Source organism: Acinetobacter sp. GN11, from assembly GCF_054823985.1.
On the sequence record NZ_JRVL01000028.1, the window covers coordinates 14,728 to 35,491 of the forward strand.

16 protein-coding genes are annotated in these 20,764 nt (G+C 38.1%); 8 read left to right on the plus strand and 8 right to left on the minus strand.

Going from position 1 to position 20,764, the window contains the following annotated elements; all coding sequences use genetic code 11:
• Nucleotides 1-34: 34 nt before the first annotated feature.
• On the minus strand, nucleotides 35-667 hold the full coding sequence (locus NL42_RS03570; RefSeq protein WP_461311776.1) for a hypothetical protein: 633 nt from the start codon (nucleotides 665-667) through the stop codon (nucleotides 35-37).
• A 103-nt stretch (nucleotides 668-770) separates the two neighbouring features.
• Here NL42_RS03570 and NL42_RS03575 point away from each other — a divergent pair, with 103 nt between their 5' ends.
• Nucleotides 771-1,154, plus strand: a complete 384-nt coding sequence (locus NL42_RS03575) for a DUF3144 domain-containing protein (protein ID WP_336167333.1) — start codon at nucleotides 771-773, stop codon at nucleotides 1,152-1,154.
• 61 nt (nucleotides 1,155-1,215) lie between these two features.
• Here NL42_RS03575 and NL42_RS03580 read toward each other — a convergent pair whose 3' ends face one another.
• The 4 genes from NL42_RS03580 to NL42_RS03595 form a co-directional block, all read right to left on the minus strand.
• A complete protein-coding gene (locus NL42_RS03580) occupies nucleotides 1,216-3,978 on the minus strand; it encodes a M16 family metallopeptidase (protein ID WP_461311777.1) in 2,763 nt (920 codons plus the stop codon).
• A 122-nt stretch (nucleotides 3,979-4,100) separates the two neighbouring features.
• Nucleotides 4,101-4,919: a PhzF family phenazine biosynthesis protein gene (locus NL42_RS03585; RefSeq protein WP_461311778.1), complete on the minus strand. Its 819-nt coding sequence runs from the start codon at nucleotides 4,917-4,919 to the stop codon at nucleotides 4,101-4,103.
• Nucleotides 4,920-5,066: 147 nt separating this feature from the next.
• Nucleotides 5,067-6,458 carry an L-cystine transporter gene (locus tag NL42_RS03590; RefSeq protein ID WP_461311779.1) on the minus strand — a complete coding sequence of 464 codons (1,392 nt, stop codon included), beginning with the start codon at nucleotides 6,456-6,458 and terminating at the stop codon, nucleotides 5,067-5,069.
• Nucleotides 6,459-6,666: 208 nt separating this feature from the next.
• Entirely contained in the window at nucleotides 6,667-7,548 is an 882-nt protein-coding gene (locus NL42_RS03595) for a LysR family transcriptional regulator (RefSeq protein WP_461311780.1), read from the minus strand.
• Between the two features lie 48 nt (nucleotides 7,549-7,596).
• Between NL42_RS03595 and NL42_RS03600 the strand changes: the two genes are divergently transcribed.
• Together NL42_RS03600 and NL42_RS03605 are read left to right on the plus strand one after the other, a co-directional pair.
• Nucleotides 7,597-8,823, plus strand: a complete 1,227-nt coding sequence (locus NL42_RS03600; RefSeq protein WP_461311781.1) for a YbfB/YjiJ family MFS transporter — start codon at nucleotides 7,597-7,599, stop codon at nucleotides 8,821-8,823.
• A complete protein-coding gene (locus NL42_RS03605) occupies nucleotides 8,820-8,945 on the plus strand; it encodes a hypothetical protein (RefSeq protein ID WP_461311782.1) in 126 nt (41 codons plus the stop codon). Before NL42_RS03600 ends, NL42_RS03605 begins: the two co-directional genes overlap by 4 nt.
• A 40-nt stretch (nucleotides 8,946-8,985) precedes the next feature.
• Here NL42_RS03605 and icd read toward each other — a convergent pair whose 3' ends face one another.
• Nucleotides 8,986-10,242 (minus strand): NADP-dependent isocitrate dehydrogenase, encoded by a 1,257-nt coding sequence (gene icd / locus NL42_RS03610; RefSeq protein WP_461311783.1) that lies wholly within the window; start codon nucleotides 10,240-10,242, stop codon nucleotides 8,986-8,988.
• Nucleotides 10,243-10,438: 196 nt separating this feature from the next.
• Here icd and NL42_RS03615 point away from each other — a divergent pair, with 196 nt between their 5' ends.
• The gene (locus tag NL42_RS03615; RefSeq protein WP_003650388.1) at nucleotides 10,439-11,227 is read left to right on the plus strand and encodes an rRNA large subunit pseudouridine synthase E; all 789 of its coding nucleotides are present in this window, start codon (nucleotides 10,439-10,441) and stop codon (nucleotides 11,225-11,227) included.
• A gap of 117 nt (nucleotides 11,228-11,344) precedes the next feature.
• Here the strand turns inward: NL42_RS03615 and NL42_RS03620 are convergent, their stop codons facing one another.
• Together NL42_RS03620 and NL42_RS03625 are read right to left on the minus strand one after the other, a co-directional pair.
• Nucleotides 11,345-13,582: an NADP-dependent isocitrate dehydrogenase gene (locus tag NL42_RS03620; protein WP_461311784.1), complete on the minus strand. Its 2,238-nt coding sequence runs from the start codon at nucleotides 13,580-13,582 to the stop codon at nucleotides 11,345-11,347.
• 398 nt (nucleotides 13,583-13,980) lie between these two features.
• Nucleotides 13,981-15,684, minus strand: a complete 1,704-nt coding sequence (locus NL42_RS03625; protein WP_461311785.1) for a M61 family metallopeptidase — start codon at nucleotides 15,682-15,684, stop codon at nucleotides 13,981-13,983.
• Nucleotides 15,685-15,854: 170 nt separating this feature from the next.
• Between NL42_RS03625 and NL42_RS03630 the strand changes: the two genes are divergently transcribed.
• The 4 genes from NL42_RS03630 (at nucleotide 15,855) to NL42_RS03645 (ending at nucleotide 20,738) form a co-directional block, all read left to right on the plus strand.
• Nucleotides 15,855-17,174 carry a D-alanyl-D-alanine carboxypeptidase PBP6B gene (locus tag NL42_RS03630; RefSeq protein WP_461311786.1) on the plus strand — a complete coding sequence of 440 codons (1,320 nt, stop codon included), beginning with the start codon at nucleotides 15,855-15,857 and terminating at the stop codon, nucleotides 17,172-17,174.
• A 98-nt stretch (nucleotides 17,175-17,272) separates the two neighbouring features.
• Entirely contained in the window at nucleotides 17,273-18,559 is a 1,287-nt protein-coding gene (locus NL42_RS03635) for an NAD(P)/FAD-dependent oxidoreductase (RefSeq protein ID WP_461311787.1), read from the plus strand.
• Nucleotides 18,560-18,695: 136 nt separating this feature from the next.
• The gene (locus tag NL42_RS03640; protein ID WP_003650377.1) at nucleotides 18,696-19,178 is read left to right on the plus strand and encodes an FKBP-type peptidyl-prolyl cis-trans isomerase; all 483 of its coding nucleotides are present in this window, start codon (nucleotides 18,696-18,698) and stop codon (nucleotides 19,176-19,178) included.
• 117 nt (nucleotides 19,179-19,295) lie between these two features.
• Nucleotides 19,296-20,738 carry a cryptochrome/photolyase family protein gene (locus NL42_RS03645; RefSeq protein WP_461311788.1) on the plus strand — a complete coding sequence of 481 codons (1,443 nt, stop codon included), beginning with the start codon at nucleotides 19,296-19,298 and terminating at the stop codon, nucleotides 20,736-20,738.
• Nucleotides 20,739-20,764 lie beyond the last annotated feature (26 nt).

A 20,764-nucleotide genomic window follows, 5' to 3' on the forward strand; every position in this document is an offset into this window, starting at 1 on the left:
TTATAAAAAGTCGCTGTAAACACGCAGCGACTTTTTATCTGTATTTACCAAATACTTTCCACACGCCGTTATCTGCTAACGGGTCATTATAGCTATCACTACGTTGCTTTCTTGGCTTATCACGAGCATCGACCAATTTAAAATGCGGTTCAACCCCTAACACAATACCATTTGTATAAAACCGTGAACGGGTATATTCACTTTGCCCATGCTGGAATACATACGTTCTTAAATCGATGAACTCACGGTGAGCAACTAGAGCCGCGGTATCGTCGCTCTGCAACCATTCTTGCATCGTAAAAATCTGATCAGTTTCGAACTGCCCGCATTTTTCAATAAGACTCGCCACACCACGGAAAGTTTTAGATTCTTTTGCGCGTGTTTTATTAATCCGAATTCGGTCTACATGAAAAAAGAATAACGGTAAATTTAAATGACTTGGCAAATGAAGGGCATCTGGTAATTCATCTTCCATAAATGGCTGAAAAAGCTCTTGTGCCCTTTCAATTAGACCCTGCCATTGGTGATAATAATTTTCGACTTCTTCTTGCAAGCCATAATAAATCGGCAGCCCTTCGACATGCTCTAAATATTGAGGTGGGAAAACATGCTGGCGTAATAAAGCAATATCTGTTTTTAAAGCTTGTATAGCAATTGCATCTTGCATATTAGATTCCCCTTTACTTAGGCTATTTACAGACTAAGTGAAAGGTTTTGTTTCCGCAAGGGTTTGCCTATAATAAGCAGCTCTATTTTTGCGGGAATAAGTCATGTCTCAAAAGATCAATGCAACAGATGTTACTGAAGAAGAAGCTTTAAATGCTGTTTTCTTTGAGCGTGCGGATGAATTCATTAAACAAGCCAATGATTTTTGTCGCCCGCCAAAAGGTGAAAAACCAGATCCAGCCGAGCTGCGTGGTCAAGTAAGTGCAGCAATGTTGTTTGCTAGTGCCCGTTTTAACACATGGGTAGCAGCAAATAATTTTAAAGATGGCGAGGAAATGCGCGCTGCTAAAGATCAAGTGATGTCTTATCTTGTGCAACAATTTCAAATGATGCTTGAAGATAATTTTGATGAGTACTGTGAACAGTTCGAAAATTATTTACGTTTCCGTAAAAATGAAGATTTTCATGCGCATAAACATGATCATTAATATGTTTTAAATACTCAAATAAAAAGCCACAATTTAGTGGCTTTTTATTTGAAAGAAGGCTTTATTTTTTTGCTGCCTGACCATATTGATCAGCCATAACTTCGACTAAATGTTCAGGTTTAATATACTTTTTAATAACTTTATTTACGTCTGCAACAGTCAGCTTTGTTAAATCTTGGTCATGCTTAATACGGTCTTGTAATGTTTTATCTGTTTCAAGCTGTAGATTTAACATTCCATGAATATTACGTTCATCTTCTAATGCCGTAACGCGTTTCTTCATGATATCTGCTTTAGCTGCTGCAAGCTCTTGCTCAGTCACACCATTTTTCAACAAGTCATTCAACACTTTATGTATTGATGCAGACACTTGTGCTGAACGACCCGAAGTATAATTTGCACTAATGCTTAAGGCCCCTACATTCGTATCACGGTCAAGTTGCAGCCCACTTCCAAAACCATAGACTAGTGCATTTTTCTCACGAAGCTCTTGAGCCAAACGTGATGAAATTTGAGACTCACCTAAAATATAGTTAAGTAAAATTAATGCAGATGCATCTGGATGGTTTTTCCCAACTGGAATTGAAAGCACACTCTGGTAGCTACCAAATTCGCGCTGCTCAGACAAAACATGAACTTGCTGTGCTGGGAAATCAACATGATTAATCAAGATTTTTTGATAAGGTTGTTTACCATTCCAACGACCAAATTCCTGATTAAGTAATTTCTGCATTTTTTTCGCATCAAATTTACCCGTAATGGCAATTTGAGCATGGTTCATTGCAAAGAAACGCTCATACAACTCTTTCACTTGCTCTTGAGTTGCGTTTTTCAATTGCTGTTTTGCCAGTTCAGGTTCAAAGTGATAACGTAAATCACCAGGTTGATATTCTTCAAGCAAACGTGAAAGTGTTAAACCAGCTACGACATCTGGCTCGGTATAAGGACGATCAAGGCTTGATAAACTTTGCGATTTAATTAAATCAAATTGAGATTGCTCAAATTTCGGATTTTTCATCACATCAAGAACAAACTCGAAAAACTCATCAAATTTTTCTGATTTAGACTGAATATTAATGGTCATGCCATTGCCGTCAGCACTTGCATAAGCCGCGCCGCCCGCATCAATCGATTTATCGGCAATATCTTGCAAACTGTATTTATCAGAACCACGAAGCAATAAGTATGAGGTTAAATCAACGACCGTCCCTTTATTAAATAAAGATTTTTCTGTTCCGAAATCCATCGTAATCGTGGCATAAGTACGATCATCACGTGTTTCAACTGGGAATAAAGCATACTTCATTCCATTTTTCAGTTTTCCACGGATAATCTTTTTCTCATTACTTTCTACATACTGTTTTGAAGCTTTTAAAAACTCCGCGACTTCTTGTTGATACACCTTTGGATCTTTTAAAGGCTCTGCCTTTGCTTCTACCTGATCTAGCGTTTTAGGTGCCTGTTTTGAATTTTGCTGTTGCGCTTTTTTCTGATCTTCAGGTGTTGGCAAAATATCACCATCAATACGATGCTCAGCCACAAGGAATTGTTTTAAAGTTTGATTCACTTGGTCTAACTTCACATTTTCTACTGAATCTAAGTCTTTAAAATATTGATCCCATTGTCCACCAGCGACCGTGTAATCACTCAAACGTGAACCAAGTGCTACCGCATCTTTAGTGATTAAATCGCCTTGGGTTTTCATTAAACTCTTAACACGATTTAATTCAACTTCAGTGAAAGGCTTACCCTTTTCAATACCCGCTAGCAAAGAGTTTTCAACTTTTTTAGGGTCATTACTTGGTGCATAAATGGCACCCAGAAACACCACATTAAAATCTTGGTCTAACCAAGTACTCGCATCAACATTTGTGGTAATGCCTGTTTCAACCATGTTCTGGTATAGGTGACCACTTGGTTGCATGGTATATAACAAAGGAGCTAACGCGAGTGTCGGCTGAATTTTGGTATTTTTACCATTCATGTAAATATGGAATTTAGCGAGATCACTCCCCTTTTTCACCACAAACTGACGATCTTTTATTTTTGCAGAGTCGAGTACAGGAACCTGTACAGGCTTCGGAACATCACGCGCCGCAATTGGGCTAAAGTATTGATCAACTGTTTTTAATACATCAGTTTTATCGAACTTACCCGAAATCACCATGACTGCATTATTCGGTGCATACCAGCTACGATAAAAACGGTCTAGCTCAGCCATTTTAATCGATTTAAGCTCAGGCAAATCACCAATCGGTAAACGACCTAAATATTGATTGCCATAAGCCGATTTCCACATTTGATCCATCAGGACAGCAAACGGCTGATCCATACGGACTTCACGTTCGCGTTTTACGATTTCAATTTCAGAAGGAACAAATTTTTCTTGTAGAACTAATTTATCCATACGTTCCGATTCAAGATATAACACTTCATTGAGCGCAGTCTTTTCCGGACGAACGATATTGGTATATTTGGTCGAGTAATAATCTGTGCTGGCGTTCGTCATCAATGTATATTGATCTAAACGACGCTGGAATTCTTCCCCTTTAACATTTTTTGTCCCCTTAAAAGCCAAATGTTCAAGCAAATGAGCTAAACCGCTTTTGCCTTGCGGGTCATTTAATGAACCTGTTAAATAAATGGTGTTAATAAAGATTTTATTTTCTTTGTCATTCGGTGCAAGTACAATCCGAAAACCATTATCTAATTTATATTCCTCAATATTTTGCTTGCTTTTTACTAGTGTGGTTTGTGCAAAAGACGCAGCACTTAAACCAAGAATACATAGGGAGAGAGTCAGTTGTTTAAACTGCATAAACATAGAAATACCAATTAATTTGAATAATAAAAAATCAATAGTTGTGGGACTATAGTAGGAAATTTAAGCTGACATTAATAGTAAAGTTTTGAAAAAAAAGCCGTTTATTTAAACGGCCTTATATTTTAAGGAAAAATTTCAGCTTGCATATAAAGTTTCCCATATCCTGAAATTTCAATACGTTCCGTCGACAAAATATTGCAATATAAAATGCCTCCGCGGCTAGAAGCCTGATAAGCCACAATATTATTTTTCCCAAGCTTTTCTGCCCATAACGGTGCTATTGCAGTATGAATTGAACCTGTTACAGGGTCTTCATCAATACCCGCGACAGGTGCAAAATAGCGAGAGACGCAATCATATTGCTGGTCGGCTTTTGATGTTATTGCAACATCCATATCATTTGCTGTAACAGCAGTACGTAACTTACCTAAAGTTTTGAGCAAATTCATGTCTGGCTGTTCATCTAATACATCTTGAACTGACTCATATTCAACAATATAGCCCTGAATATTTTGATAAACAGCTTTAAAAGGTTTGCTTAAAGCTTCACGTAAAACAGCTGGATAATCTTCAACTTGATGAGCTTTACGAATTGGAAAATCCATTCTAATTTTGCCATCATCATCTTGATGAACGATAAAAAGCCCTAAATTCCGTACATGAAAATTAATAATCTTTTTGTCAGTAAAATCTTTAAATAATACAAAAGCACTCGCAAGGGTGGCATGACCACAAAAATCTGCTTCAACCGCTGGAGTAAACCAACGAATTTCATAGTTTTCAGCGTCTATGATTTTTACAAAAGCAGTCTCAGACAGGTTATTTTCAAATGCTATCTTTTGCATTAAATCTGCATCTAACCATTCTTTTTCAACAATCACAGCAGCAGGATTGCCACGAAATAACTCTTTTGTAAAAGCATCGACTTGATACATTTTCATGATATTCAACTCTTTTAAATTAATTCATTGTCTTCAATTTTTTTAAATATAAACAGACACAGATTTTTAAAAATTAGCATTACAGCCATTATTCACACATAAAAAAACGACCCAATCCAATGAGATTGAGTCGTCTCTTACAGTTTATTAATGATGTGTTAGTTCAATTTCATCTTCACTGTTTAATATTTCTTTATCTGTCTGGCCCATTAATTGACTGGTAACAACACCCGCAGTCATTGAACCATTTACGTTTAACGCAGTACGTCCCATATCAATTAATGGTTCAATTGAAATAAGAAGCGCAACCAAAGTTACAGGTAAGCCCATTGCAGGAAGTACGATCAGTGCAGCGAAAGTCGCACCACCACCTACTCCGGCAACACCAATTGAACTTAAAGTCACAATACCCACTAATGATGCAATCCACATTGGGTCTAGCGTGTTAATTCCCATCGTTGGCGCAACCATGACTGCCAACATTGCTGGATATAAACCTGCACAACCATTTTGACCAATGGTCGCACCAAAAGAAGCAGAGAAACTTGCAATAGATTCAGGAATACCTAAACGGCGAGTTTGCGCTTCAATACTCAGTGGAATACTTGCAGCGCTTGAACGGCTGGTAAATGCAAACGTTAAAACTGGAGCAACTTTTTTGAAAAATTTAACTGGAGAAACACCTGTAAGCGTCAAAATAATGGCATGTACGACAAACATAATCGCCAAGCCTAAATAAGATGCTACTAAGAAACCGCCTAAGTTTAAGATATCTGCGACATTCGAACTTGCCACAACTTTGGTCATGAGTGCAAAAACACCATAAGGTGTAAGTGTCATCACTAAACGAACAAGCTTCATCACCCAAGACTGTAAAGTCTGGATTGCAGTTAAAATACGCTGGCCCTTTTCTTCATCATCTTTCATTAAGTTTAGCGCTGCTATCCCTAAAAAGACGGCAAAAATAACCACACTAATAATTGAAGTTGGGTTTGCACCCGTTAATTCAGCAAATGGATTACTTGGAATAAAGGAAAGAATGAATTGCGGTACACTTAAATCGGTAACTTTGCCTACATAATCTGTATTAATCGCAGTTAAGCGTGCAGTTTCAGCAGCACCTTGCACTAAACCTTTTGCCGTTAAGCCAAACAGATTAGTAACAAATACACCTACGAGTGCGGCAATCAGCGTTGTAAAGAGTAAAGTGCCGATCGTATAAAAACTGATTTTGCCTAAAGATGAGGCTTGGTGTAATTTTGCAACCGCTCCCAAAATAGACACAAATACCAAAGGCATAACGACCATTTGTAAAAGTTTTACATAGCCGTTTCCAACGATATTAAACCAGCTAATAGATTCAGCAAGAATCGGATGGCCACCGCCATAAATCAAATGTAGTCCTAAACCAAACACCACACCTAGAACTAAGCCAGCCAGAACTTTTTTCGATAAGCTCCAATCTGTTTTACGTGTTTGGGCGAGTAAAAATATTAACCCGACAAAAACCACAATATTGATGATTAAGGGTATATTCATTCCCAAACTCCAAATTATTGCTTGTGTCATCTTTCAAGGGGGCATATTTGACCATAGCCGGCCTATATAAACTACCCTTTTCAACAATTTTATAGCATCAAGATGATTACAAACTTGCGTGAGAATATAAAATGACTTTTAAATACATATATATCACTTTTAATTTATAAATTAAGTGCGATATTTATGTATAAAAATCAGCCTCTACTTAAGCAACCTTTAATTCAAATTGTTGCTCAATAAAATGAATAAATTGCTTTAAATTAGTTCCCCATGTTTCTGGTAACTGGGCAACTAAATATGTAGTGAAAAAAGCGGATTCCGTATTTAGTCCAAAACAATTAACTGAAACTTTATCTGCAACTTTTGTGAGATATGATTTCGGTAATAAAGCAAAACCCACACCCAACTCTACACAGCTCACGATTCCGTCAAGACTTCCCATTTCCATAATTTGCGAAGGTGGAATACTAAAGTCATTCAAGAAAAGCTCTATCGCATGTCGATATGAACAACCTTGTCGAAATGCAATAAATCTGGTCTTTGCAAGGGTTGCCTTATCTGGAAAACTCTGTTGTTGCTTAGGGCAAACCAAAACCAGCTCTTCATGCCACACAGGAAAACTATATAACTCAGGAATTGAATGTTTAGATGCCACAAAAGCACAGTCCAATTCCCCCTGATGTACCGCATTTAATAAATAACGGGTCGGATGAGTTTGAAGCTCAATAGGTAAAGTAGGATATTGCTGCATAGATTGATTGAGCAACTGTGGCAAACGTATTGCTGCGGTTGTTTCCATACTGCCCAAACGAATGGTTTCATTGGGGTCAATATTACCTTCTTGAAAGATTTTTTTAGCTTTCTGATGTAATGCAGTCATTTGAACAGCATAACTATGTAGCTGTTGTCCAGCATTCGTTAAAACCACAGGGTTATTACGATTAAATAAAATAACCCCTAACTCTTCTTCAAGTTTTTTTATATGGCTCGTGATATTCGATTGAACCGTATACATTTTTTGTGCAGCCAATGAAAAACTTCCACTCTCAGCCACGGCTAAAAAAAACTCTAGAGACTTAAGCAACATACCACTATCTCAAAACAAGATAACCTCTATCATATTAAATCATTTTTAATGATTGATAAACTCGCTTTTAATAATAAAAAAATTGAGCGTCTTCTCATGTCTACATTTTATCGAATGAGCTTAGTTGTCTTTTTGGCAACTTGTTTGGGAATTGGTGTTTTCAGATTTTCCTATACTGCGCTTATGCCCATCATGATTGAGCAATATCACTGGACTCATGATTTTGCCAGTTACTTAGGCAGCGCAAATTTATTGGGATATCTCATAGGTGCATTATTGGCGCTGTTGAGTATGAAAGAAAAGTACATTCCATCCATGATCGTACTTTCGACTATAGCGGGTAGCCTTAGCCTACTATGCTGTTCATTCATGGATATGCCTCTGGTGTGGTTCATTGTCTGGCGCACAATTTCAGGTATTGCTGGCGGCTTACTTATGATTTTAGCACCAAGCTTTGCCATGAAATACATCCCCACCACGCAAAGATTAAAAGTTAACTTTTTAGGATTTAGCGGGATTGGTGCAGGTGTGCTATCTGCCACCATTATTATTCCCCTACTTAAAAATATGCCCATACATTATGTTTGGGATATTTTTGCAGGTATTTCTCTATTAGGGAGCGTACTGCTTTATCAATTATTAAGCCGTAATACGGCAAAGATGATTAAGCCACCATCTACTACTCTACCAGCCTCACAAAAATCACGTTTAGGCCTTGTTATTATTATTGCCTATATGTGCAGTGCCTTTGCTTATATTCCTCACTCTCTATTCTGGATGGATTATTTATCTGGAACTTTGCATTTCCCATTACAGCAAAGGAATTTATTTTGGGTTCTCTATGGAGTGGGAAGCTGCATTGGTGCACTTGTCGCTTATTGCTTAAGCCGAATAGTGGGATATATACAGACTATTAAATGGCTATATGCCATTTACTGCCTAGCCGTTGTTTTACCTTTCCTTTCACAGACCACTTCTTTACTAGCTTTGTCTTCGCTTCTGACAGGCTTACTAACTCCCGCAACCGTATTTATTAGTTCTTATAGTCTTCTACAGATTTATGAGCAACGTTATCAAAAGCTTTGGAGCCTTGCCACGATTGGGTTTGCTAGCACTCAGCTTTTAGGTGGTGTAGTCATTAGTACTTTGCATCATTTGCATTGGTCTTATGCCCATCTCTTTCTTTTGGGTGGAATCGTTCTTCTTTTTGCGGTTTGCCTTTTATTTCCTGTACGCCCTTCTTTCACCTCAACTCTCGGAGAAACCAAATCGTGAAAACTCTGCTCTTTCCTTTGTTTCTAGTTACCTTTGTTCTTTTTATTCAAGCCCTAGACCAGAGTTATCAAAAGAAAACTGGTTTTATTAAGACTCCGAAACATACCGAGTTTATGCAATAAAGAAAGCCCTCAATCGAGGGCCTTCTTATGCAAAATTTATTTAATCATCCATATGTTTGATAATCGCATCACCAAATTCAGAACAACGTAACAAGGTTGCACCCGGCATTAAACGCTCAAAATCGTAAGTTACGGTTTTAGCTGCAATCGCTCCAGCAATTCCTTTAATGATCAGGTCAGCAGCTTCTGTCCAGCCCATATCACGTAGCATCATTTCAGCAGAAAGAATGATAGAACCAGGGTTTACTTTATCCTGACCTGCATATTTAGGCGCAGTGCCATGAGTCGCTTCATAAACTGCAATTGCACCACCAATATTTGCACCCGGTGCAATACCAATGCCGCCTACTTCCGCTGCCAAAGCATCAGAAATATAGTCACCATTTAAGTTAAGAGTGGCGATAACGGAGTAATCTGCTGGACGCATTAAAATTTGCTGTAAGAACGCATCGGCAATGACATCTTTAATAATGATGTCTTTACCAGTTCTAGGATTTTTAATTTTAACCCATGGACCGCCATCAATTAGTTCTCCACCGAAACGATCTAGAGCCAATTCATAACCCCACTCTTTAAATGCCCCTTCGGTGTATTTCATGATATTGCCCTTGTGAACAAGGGTCACCGAAGGCTTGTCATTTTCAATTGCAAACTGAATGGCTTTACGAACTAAACGCTGTGAACCTTCTTTCGAAACTGGTTTAATTCCAATACCACAGCCTTCAGGGAAACGGATTTTTGTGACACCCATTTCTTCTTGAAGAAACTTAATCACTTTTTTAGCTTCTTCAGAATCGGCCTTCCATTCAATGCCTGCATAGATATCTTCCGAGTTCTCACGGAAAATCACCATATCTGTTAATTCTGGATGCTGAACAGGTGAAGGAACGCCTTTAAACCAACGCACTGGACGTACGCAAACATATAAATCTAATTCTTGGCGTAAGGCAACGTTGAGTGAACGAATGCCACCACCTACGGGGGTCGTTAAAGGACCTTTGATTGATACAACGAATTCTCGAAGTGCTTCGAACGTTTCTTCTGGCATGTAGTTGCCGTAAATTTTATTGGCTTTTTCGCCGCAATACACTTCCATCCATTCGATCGAACGCTTGCCACCGTAAGCTTTTAAAATTGCAGCATCTATGACTGCTTTCATGGTTGGCGTAATATCTACACCAATACCATCACCCTCAATAAAAGGAATAATTGGATGATTTGGTACGTTCAGTGACAGGTCTGCATTTACTTTAATTTTGTCGCCATCTGCAGGAACCACAATCTTCTGATAACCCATTGTGTGAATTCTCCCTTTTATAATACTTAATTAACTAAAAATAATTATCGATACACAATACTTTCAACTCTTCTTAACGCATAATAGCTTAATTGAATTTAATCATTTTTGGGATTTATATGAGAAATAATAAAATTTCTCACTTAAATAAACCTCAATGTTTTCTCTAGTTATTTGAAAGAAGAAGCCATTTTTTATGAAAATTGTCATTCTCAACAAGCCTTATGACGTTCTCTCCCAGTTTCGTAAAGACGAAGCGCATATGACCGTCTCTGACTTTGTTGATGACCCGACTTTGCGTTTGGCAGGCCGTCTTGATATGGACTCTGAGGGTTTAGTTTTTTTAACCGATCATGGTGGTCTAAATCAGTTCATTACCAATCCTGCGAATAAAAAATACAAAACGTATTTAGTTCAAGTTGATGGTGATGTAACTGAAGAAGCGCTCGAGCAGCTTCGTAAAGGTGTAGAACTAAATGATGGTATGACGCTTCCTGCAACCGCCATTAAAGTAAGTGAACCAGAATGGTTATGGGAACGTAACCCACCTGTACGTTTTCGTGCAAATATTCCAACATCTTGGATTGAAATTTCAATTTGCGAAGGCCGTAACCGTCAAGTTCGTCGTATGACTTCTGCGGTAGGTTTTCCAACTTTACGTTTAATTCGTACTAAAATTGGTTCAATTGATTTAGTTCAACTCGGCTTAAAACCTGGGGATGTTAAAGAAATTGAGCCTTTGCTTTACCCTGACTTTAAAGATGTGCCTGCTGAAGAACCTTATCGTTCACGTTCATATGTGAAAAAACCAGGTGGTACTGGCGGTAAACCAATGGTTCGTAAGAATAAAGATGGCTCTACGAAGAAGTCGGGTACAAAACGTATCTGGCAGATGGATGAAGGTGAAAAACCACGTCGTAAAACGAATGGTACAACTCGTCCAAATGCTAAAGCACCACGTGGTCGTGGCCGCAATGATCGATAAAATGTAAATTTTCAAAGCTCACTTAGGTGGGCTTTTTTTATGACTTTTATTTCTATAAATAGAAAAAAGCCGGTGTATAAACACCGGCTTTTGAGCTATTTACTAACGAGTTAGTAATTAAGCATTAACAGTTGCAAGCACTGAATTAAATGTAGCACTTGGACGCATTACAGCATCTACTTTTGCTTTATCAATTGCATAGTAACCACCGATGTCCGCTGGTTTACCTTGTACTTGAGCAAGTTCAGCAACAATTTTAGGTTCTTCTTGAGCTAAAGTTTTTGCAAGTGAAGCAAATTTAGCTTTTAACTCAGCATCTTCGTCCTGTGCAGCAAGTGCTTCTGCCCAGTAAAGTGACAAGTAGAAATGGCTACCACGGTTGTCAATCTCACCTGTACGGCGTGATGGAGACTTACCATTATCAAGTAACTTGTCAGTCGCTTCATCAAGCGTCTTCGCAAGTAACTTAGCACGAGCATTATTTTCTTTAATACCCATCTCTTCTAAAGAAGCAGCTAGAGCAAGGAACTCACCAAGCGAATCCCAACGCAAGTGGTTTTCTTCAACAAGCTGTTGTACGTGTTTTGGCGCCGAACCACCTGCACCAGTCTCGTACATACCACCGCCCGCCATAAGCGGAACGATAGATAACATTTTCGCAGAAGTACCAAGTTCCATAATTGGGAACAAGTCTGTTAAGTAGTCACGTAAAATGTTACCAGTCACAGAAATCGTATCTAGACCACGTACTACACGCTCAAGTGTGTAACGCATTGCACGAACTTGAGACATGATCTCAATATCAAGACCATTCGTATCATAATCTTTTAAGTACTTTTGTACTTTCTTGATCAATTCATTTTCGTGTGGACGGTACGGGTCAAGCCAGAAGATCGCAGGCATTCCTGAGTTACGTGCACGAGTTACTGCAAGTTTTACCCAGTCACGAATCGGAGCATCTTTAACCTGACACATACGCCAGATATCGCCTTCTTCAACATTTTGAGTCAATAACACTTCACCAGTGTCAAGATCGGTAATGTTTGCAATACCAGCTTCTGAAATTTCAAAAGTCTTGTCGTGAGAACCGTATTCTTCAGCTTTTTGAGCCATCAAACCAACGTTCGGTACAGTACCCATAGTCTTCGGATCGAAGTTACCATGCCACTTACAGAAGTTGATCATTTCTTGGTAAATACGAGCAAATGTTGATTCTGGCATAACAGCTTTAGCATCATATTGCTTACCATCAGCACCCCACATTTTACCACCAGCGCGGATCATAGCTGGCATAGAAGCATCAACGATGATGTCGTTTGGTGAATGGAAGTTTGTGATGCCTTTTGCCGAGTCAACCATTGCAAGCGCAGGACGGTGTTCTTGACAAGCATGTAAGTCTTCAATGATTTCTTCACGTAATGACGTTGGAAGAGTTTCGATTTTCTCGTATAACCCAGCCATACCGTTATTGACGTTAATACCTAATTCGTCAAATAACTTACCGTGTTTTTCGAAAGCTTCTTTGTAGTAAATTTTCACACAGTGACCGAAAACGATCGGATGTGAAACTTTCATCATTGTCGCTTTTACGTGTAGAGAGAATAAAATTCCCGCTTCTTTACAATCATCAAGTTCTTTTTCATAGAAATCACAAAGTGCTTTCTTGCTCATGAACATTGAATCAATGATTTCGCCGTCTTGAAGCGCAACTTTTGGCTTAAGAACAATGCTCTTACCACTGGTCGTGATAAGTTCCATTTTCACATTACGTGCGCGATCAAGTGTCATTGATTTTTCACCATGGTAGAAGTCACCTTCTTCCATATGTGAAACATGAGTTTGTGACCACTGTTTCCACTCGCTCATTGAATGAGGGTGTTTTTTTGCGTAATTTTTAACTGCTGCTGGAGCACGACGGTCAGAGTTACCTTCACGAAGGACAGGGTTTACTGCTGAACCAAGGCACTTACCATAACGAGCTTTGATTGATTTTTCTTCTTCAGTTGCAGGATTTTCCGGATAATCAGGAATTGCATAACCTTTTGATTGAAGCTCTTTGATACATGCAGTTAATTGCGCAACAGACGCACTGATATTCGGGAGTTTGATAATGTTAGTATCTGGATCTTGTGTAAGACGACCAAGCTCTGCAAGGTTGTCGGATACCTTTTGCTCTTCACTTAGGTATTCAGCGAATTCTGCGAGCACACGTGCAGCTACAGAGATGTCACTTTTAATAATCTCGATGCCAGCTGGCTTAGTAAAGGTCTCAATGATCGGCAGTAGCGAATAGGTCGCCAATAGTGGCGCCTCGTCAGTCAGTGTGTAAATAATAGTTGACTTTTCACCAGCCATATATAGCCCCTTCCGTTTGATTGAGTGTTGAGGACCGAGCTTTTGGCCCAGTGCCTACGAACCGATATGCTTAAATAAAACCCTGAGAGTATCGGCTCTCATTGCCTTCCAGTCAACGAAATATCCAGTGATAACGACATTTCGTAGCGAAATAATACATAATTCAAATATATAGATAATTTTCTGATATCTAAGTCATTGTAATACGCACATTAAGATCACTTTTCAGGCATTAAACATCATTAAATTACATGAGATATCTTTCAGTGTTCTGACAATTATTATACTTTTCATTCAAAATAAACTCAAAGGTAAAACGGATTTCACCATTTGGACGTACTTAAAAATAAAAACCGATGTGCAAAACATCGGTTTTTTATAAACTATTTAGCTTTAATCTAAGCTTTTAACCACTTTTCAGTTTTAGCTTGATCTTCAACTATAAGTTCAACTTCAGTTAAATCAGATGTAGCAAACTCAACTTCAAAAGATATTAACTCATCACGACGGAAAGCAAAGACAGTATAAGTGCCACCCTGTTTTGCATACTTCTCGATAAGCTTAGTGGATGCTTTTAAACCATCAATTGCAATAATCACATCATTGGCAGAAATACCTGCTTTAGCTCCAGCGCTCTCACGGCGGGCACTTTGCACAAGTACACCTTCGGGCTTATCGGCAAGTTTTAAGCCTAATGGCAAAGATTTGTCGGTTTTAACTCGATAGCTTAAGCCAAACTCAGGAAGCAATTGATCAAGCGGTAATTCATCAGTCGTATTAATCAGATGATTAATTTGTTCAATCCAACTATCACCCGTCAGTTCTTTACATAAATCAAAAATGGTTCTTTCGTTTACTTGCATACCATTTTGAGTATTTTCATATAATCGATGCATTAAAGCATCAAGACTAGAACCACGTAGACGTAAACCTAAATCTAGGCACAACGCAACCAGCGCCCCTTTATTGTAATAACTGGTGCCCGCATTATTTGAGTTTTCATCTTGACGATAAAATTTAATCCATGCATCAAAACTTGATTCAGCAACTGTTTGAACAAAACGGCCTGGGTTTTGTAAATAGCGATCAATTTGTGCTTTAAGTAAATCCAGATAAGACTTCTGAGAAATTACACCACTACGTAATAAAATCAGGTCGTCATAATATGAAGTAAAGCCTTCAAATATCCAAAGCAAAGAGGTATAGCCTTCTTGATGCAAATTATAATTTGCAAAGTTTTCTGGGCGGATAAACTTGACTAACCATGAATGAAAATATTCGTGACTACATAAGCCTAAAAAGCGCTGATAATCTTTAGAAGGTTCAGTTGGTTCATTCGATTTTGGCAAATCGTCACGCGGTGTAATCAGACTTGTACTATTGTAATGCTCTAACCCACCATAACTATTCCCTGTTGCCATCGTCATGAAGGTATAGTTTTTAAATGGCGCTGAACCGAACATATTTATTTCAGCTGCACAAATCTTTTCAATGTCGGCTTTTAAGCGATCGGTATTGGCATTATGAGGGCCAGAAATTACAAACTCATGTTCAATGCCATGTGTTTCAAAACCAAAGCGCGTTTGATCAGCCAGTTCAAATGGACTATCAATCAGTTGATCATAATGATCGGCTTTTAAAGTAAAGCGCCCTTTGACTAGACTTTTTGAAGCTAAGCCAGTTGCTAACTGAAAATGCTTTAATTCATCTGGCAAGAAAACTTCGATTTCACACGCAGACTGTTCCTGCCCTTCTAATGCCAAACACACACACGCCGGATTAATATAGAGGCGTGTCTGGTCAACATATGCACCACGTACCGACAAATCATATGCATAAACATCATATTCAATCGTCATTAATTCGTGATCAGTATTAAATAAACGCCAACGATTCTTGCTCGTTTTTTTAATATCTAACATACGTCCAGCTTCATCATAAGCTTTAACGGATTCAATATGTTTTGAGAACTCTCGAATTAGATAACTACCCGGAATCCACGTTGGCAGCCAAAGTTCCTGATTCGGATTGGCTAAAAAACGAATTGTTACGTGAACAAGGTGCTGTTTGTAATCATCGAATTCGATTTGATAATGCAACATAAATTCTTCAATTTAAAATTAGAACGGTTTCACATTAGATTATCACTTTTTTGTATCGACTTGCGTAGATGTATTTTTTGGCAACAATTCCTACTAGCCTTCCACTAAAAAAAGGCATAGCATGCTGTGCATCTGTGTCCCGTATTTGCCAGTAAAAGTTAAGGTCATCCGTGAAATTTTTTCTATCTCTTTTTACCCTCTTCAGTATTTTCTGCACAACCCTAACCAATGCTGCGTTACTCAATATTGCACCTGAAAGTGTTGAAGCCGCTGCATGGACTATTGTAGATACTCAATCGGGTCAAATCATTGCCGAGCATAATAGCCATGTGCAACGTGCACCAGCATCTTTAACCAAAATGATGGTTGCCTATATTGCTTTAAAAGAGATTAAAGCTGGAAAGCTAAAAAAAGAAGAAATCATTACTGCAACACCAGTGGTTGGTGTGGTGCAGTGGGATGAATCACAAATGTATCTTAAAGCTGGTGAACAAATTTCAGTTGATCAGTTATTGGCAGGTTTAATTGTGATGTCTGCGAATGATGCAGCCGTGACCTTAGCTGAAAAAATTTCTGGTGATGTTCCTCACTTTGTACAACGTATGAATCAGGAAGCTCAGGCTTTGGGTATGAAAGATACTCATTTTAGTAACGCTCCTGGAATTACGATGCCTGATCATTACACTACGGCTCATGATTTAAGCTTATTAGGTCAGGCTGTCGTTAAACAAACGCCTGAATATTTGCATTATTCAAAAATGCCAAGCTTTAGCTACAACCAACGCTTTCACCATGCGACTAACCTTGCATTGAAATATGACCCATCTGTTGACGGTCTAAAAACGGGCTACACTAAAGCAGCGGGTTATAATTTGGCATTAACAGCTTCGCGTCCTTCATTTTCATCTGACTTAGCTCAAAGACGTTTATTAGTCATTGTTTTAGGTACACCAAGTGCAATAAAACGTGCTGAGATTGCAGATAAGTTAATGAATCTTGCTTATGCATATACACGTGATGAAGTCATTATTCCTGAGCAAAAATTAATTGCCGAGCTGCCTGTTGTAAAGTCGACTTTAAAAATGTTCAAGGTAGCAACAAAGCAACCTACGATTGTAACGACTTCGTTATATGCTGACCCAGCACCAATTAACTTAAATAATTTCGATAGTGTGACTCAGCGCGTTCAAGTACTTGATAGCAATCTTCAACCGAAGGTTATTGCTCCGCTCGAAACGACTCAAACACACGTCAATATTGAACTCAATGAAAAACAATTAACTGCGCCGTTAATGAAAGTAATGAGCTTAGCAACAGTATCTATTTATCAAAATAATCAACTTATCCGTAGTCTTCAAATTGAAGATAACGTGCATATTGAAGAAGCCAACATTTTCCAAAAAATCATGATGTGGTTTTCTAGCCTTTTCTCTATTTTTTCATCGAGTGAACATAGTGCTGCAAAACTCTACCCGGTAGATTCACACTAAAAACATAAAATTGTGCACAGATGCACAATAAATTTTGTAAATAAAAGATGGCATAATTCAGCCATCTTTTTTTATAGAAAAATAATTAGGTGAAAAAAATGGCCCAAAATTTACATCATATTGTAATTGTTGGTGGTGGTGCTGGAGGCTTAGAGCTTGCGACACAACTCGGTGAAACTTTTGGGAAAACTCATAAAGCGAAGATTACCTTAGTTGACCAAAACCTGACGCATATCTGGAAACCTTTACTTCATGAAATTGCTGCCGGATCTTTAAATCCACACGAAGAACAAACTAACTATTTTGCCCATGCAGAAAAGCATCACTATGAATTTGTGCTTGGAACATTAATTGGAGTTAATAAAGATAAAAAAATAATTGAGTTAATTCCTCCTCAAGTTTCTAAGGATCAACAAACTCATCTACAAGAGCTGAGTTATGACACGCTTATTTTAGCGCTTGGTTCTGTGTCAAATGACTTTAATACAGTGGGCGTACGTGAAAACTGTCATTTCCTCGACAGTAGAAAACAAGCCGATATTTTCCAGCAAGATTTATTACATCTGTATATTGAAGCTCAAAATCAACAAAATCAGCGGACTTTAAATATTGGGATTGTGGGTGCTGGTGCAACAGGTGTAGAACTTGCTGCCGAACTCATTGAAACGACTAAAAACTTTTATCGATATGGTTTAAAAAAGATTCATCCCAACCAAGTTAAAATTACCCTAATTGAGGCTTCTGAGCGCATTTTACCTGCTCTAAGTGAAAAAACGGCTGAGCATAGTGCAAAACAGCTCAAAAAAATGGGCATTGAAGTTTTAACAAAACATCGCGTTGAAAAAATTGATGAGCATTCCATCTATTTTAGTAATGGTGATCAATTAAAAAGTGATATTACCGTCTGGGCTGCTGGTGTAAAAGCACCTAAAGTTTTAGAAAGTTTCAATGATTTTGAACGCGATAATATTAACCGCCTGATGGTCTACGCAACATTACAAACCTATTCCGACCCAAATGTATTTGCTTTTGGTGATTGCGCCCGTTGCCAACTTGATGCAAGACACCCTCCACTTGGCCCGCGTGCTCAAGTTGCAAGCCAACAAGCGAGCTTTTTAGTCGATGCTATGGCTGCTCGACTTAATGGCCGATCACAACCCATGTTTAGCTTTAACGACAAAGGTTCGCTTGTGTCTTTAAGCCGTAATAAAGCCGTTGGAGAATTACTTGGCGATGTAAGTGTGCAAGGTTATATTGCTAAAACAATGTATGTATCTTTATATCGTTTACATCAAGCAACGATTCATGGATACACACAGGCTGGACTACTCACAATGAAAGATTTACTTACAAGACGTGTACGTCCAAAAATTAAACTATATTGAGTTGAATTTTTTAAGTTCATCCCTATTTAGATAAAAACGCATTATATAAAAGTGTTAAAGATTCAAATTTTGTAGTCTACAAAATTTATTTTTCACTTTATGATGTACGCTTTAATTGATTGAATGGATCAAAAACATGACTGCTATTGCAAATAACCACGTGGTTTCATTCCACTACAAATTAACAAACGCTGAGGGTGAAACACTTGATCAATCTCAAGGTGAACCACTTGCCTATTTGCACGGTGCAGGCAATATCATTCCTGGTTTAGAAAATGCATTAACAGGTAAAACTGTTGGTGAAAAATTTACTGTTAATGTACCAGCAGCTGAAGGTTATGGCGAATACAACCCAGACCTAGTTCAAGAAGTTCCAGCTCAAATGTTCCAAGGTGTTGAGAACATTCAACCTGGTATGCAATTCCAAGCGCAAACAGATGACGGCGTTCAGATCGTAACTGTTAAAGCGGTTGAAGGCGACAACATTGTTGTTGATGCTAACTTCCCACTTGCTGGTCAAGATTTAACTTTTGAAGTTGAAATCGTAGAAATCCGTGAAGCTTCTGAAGAAGAATTAGATCACGGTCACGTACACGGTGCTGGTGGTCATCACCACTAATTCATCTTTAAAGATGATAAGAGCAAAGCTTCGGCTTTGCTTTTTTTATGTATTTATTTTTATATAATATCTGGATAACAAACCTCTAACTCACTCAACTTTATAAGGGTATCTTTCATGTCAAACGTAAATCAGCTTATTTGGTTTCGTCAGGATTTGAGAGTTCGGGATCATGCTGCATTATGGCATGCCTGCCAACAAGGACCTTCAATGGGGTTAGTTATTTTGTCGCCTGAGCAATGGAAAATACATCACGATGCACCTATAAAAATTAATTTCTATTTACGTCAGCTTCAACAACTTAAAAAAGAATTAGAACAGCTTAATATTCCACTTATTATTCAAGTGATTCCCTACTGGAAAGATATTGCAGATTATATTTGCGAACTCACATATCAACTTCATATCGAAAATGTTTACTCAAATATAGAAGTAGGCGTGAATGAGTTGAAAAGAGATAAAACCGTACAACAAGCTTTAAATCAGCGGAGTAAAGAACTTTTTTTATTTCATGACCGTACGATTTTTCCTTTACGTTCCATTCGTAATCAGTCACAGCAGCCCTATCAGGTTTTCGGTGCATTCAAAAAAGCATGTTATTCGAAACTAGATATAAGTGGTTTGCCTCAGTGCTATCCAATTCCTGAAAAGCAAAAATCCAAACCGGAGTCTGATTCAAATATAAAAAGTTTAAGTCTAGAATATATCAAAGCTTTTTTTGACTCATCTATTTCTAAAGAGCAACAAGATTTATGGCCGACTGAAGAAGATTTTGCTCTCGATCAGCTCGATGTATTTATTGAAGATCATTTATCTGCTTATAAATTAGAACGTGACTTTCCAAATGTAAAAGGAACCAGCCAACTTTCTCCCTATTTAAATCTTGGAATTTTGTCTATTCGTCAATGTTTACAAGCCCTTTTCCGAGCTGAACATGGCAACTTCCATCTGGCAAACGAAGGCCGACAAACATGGTTAGATGAGCTTCTTTGGCGAGAGTTTTATCAGCATATTTTATTTGATTTTCCACATGTTTCTAAACACATTCCGTTTAAAAAAGATACTCAGAAAATTAAATGGAATCATAATCCAGAGCACCTAACCGCATGGCAAACTGGCCAAACAGGTATACCGATTATTGATGCGGGCATGCGTCAGCTACAAAAAACAGGATGGATGCATAATCGTGTCCGCATGATTACCGCTATGTTTTTGTGTAAAAACTTACTCATTGATTGGCGAATAGGTGAACAATGGTTTATGGAGCACTTAATCGATGGTGATTTAGCAGCGAATAATGGTGGTTGGCAATGGTGTGCCTCGACAGGAACTGATGCTGTACCCTATTTCCGAATTTTTAACCCTATTGCTCAATCTAAGAAATTTGATCCAAACGGAGACTATATTCGTCAATGGGTAGATGAGTTAGCTCATCTAGATAATAAAGTGATTCATGAACCCTACTCAGCTAAAACTAATCTTCAGTTGAATTACCCCAAACCAATTGTTGACTTAAAGGAAACTCGTATGAAAGCAATTGAAACTTTCAAGAGTATTTAGATAAGAGTTGCGTCTTATCTGTTTCT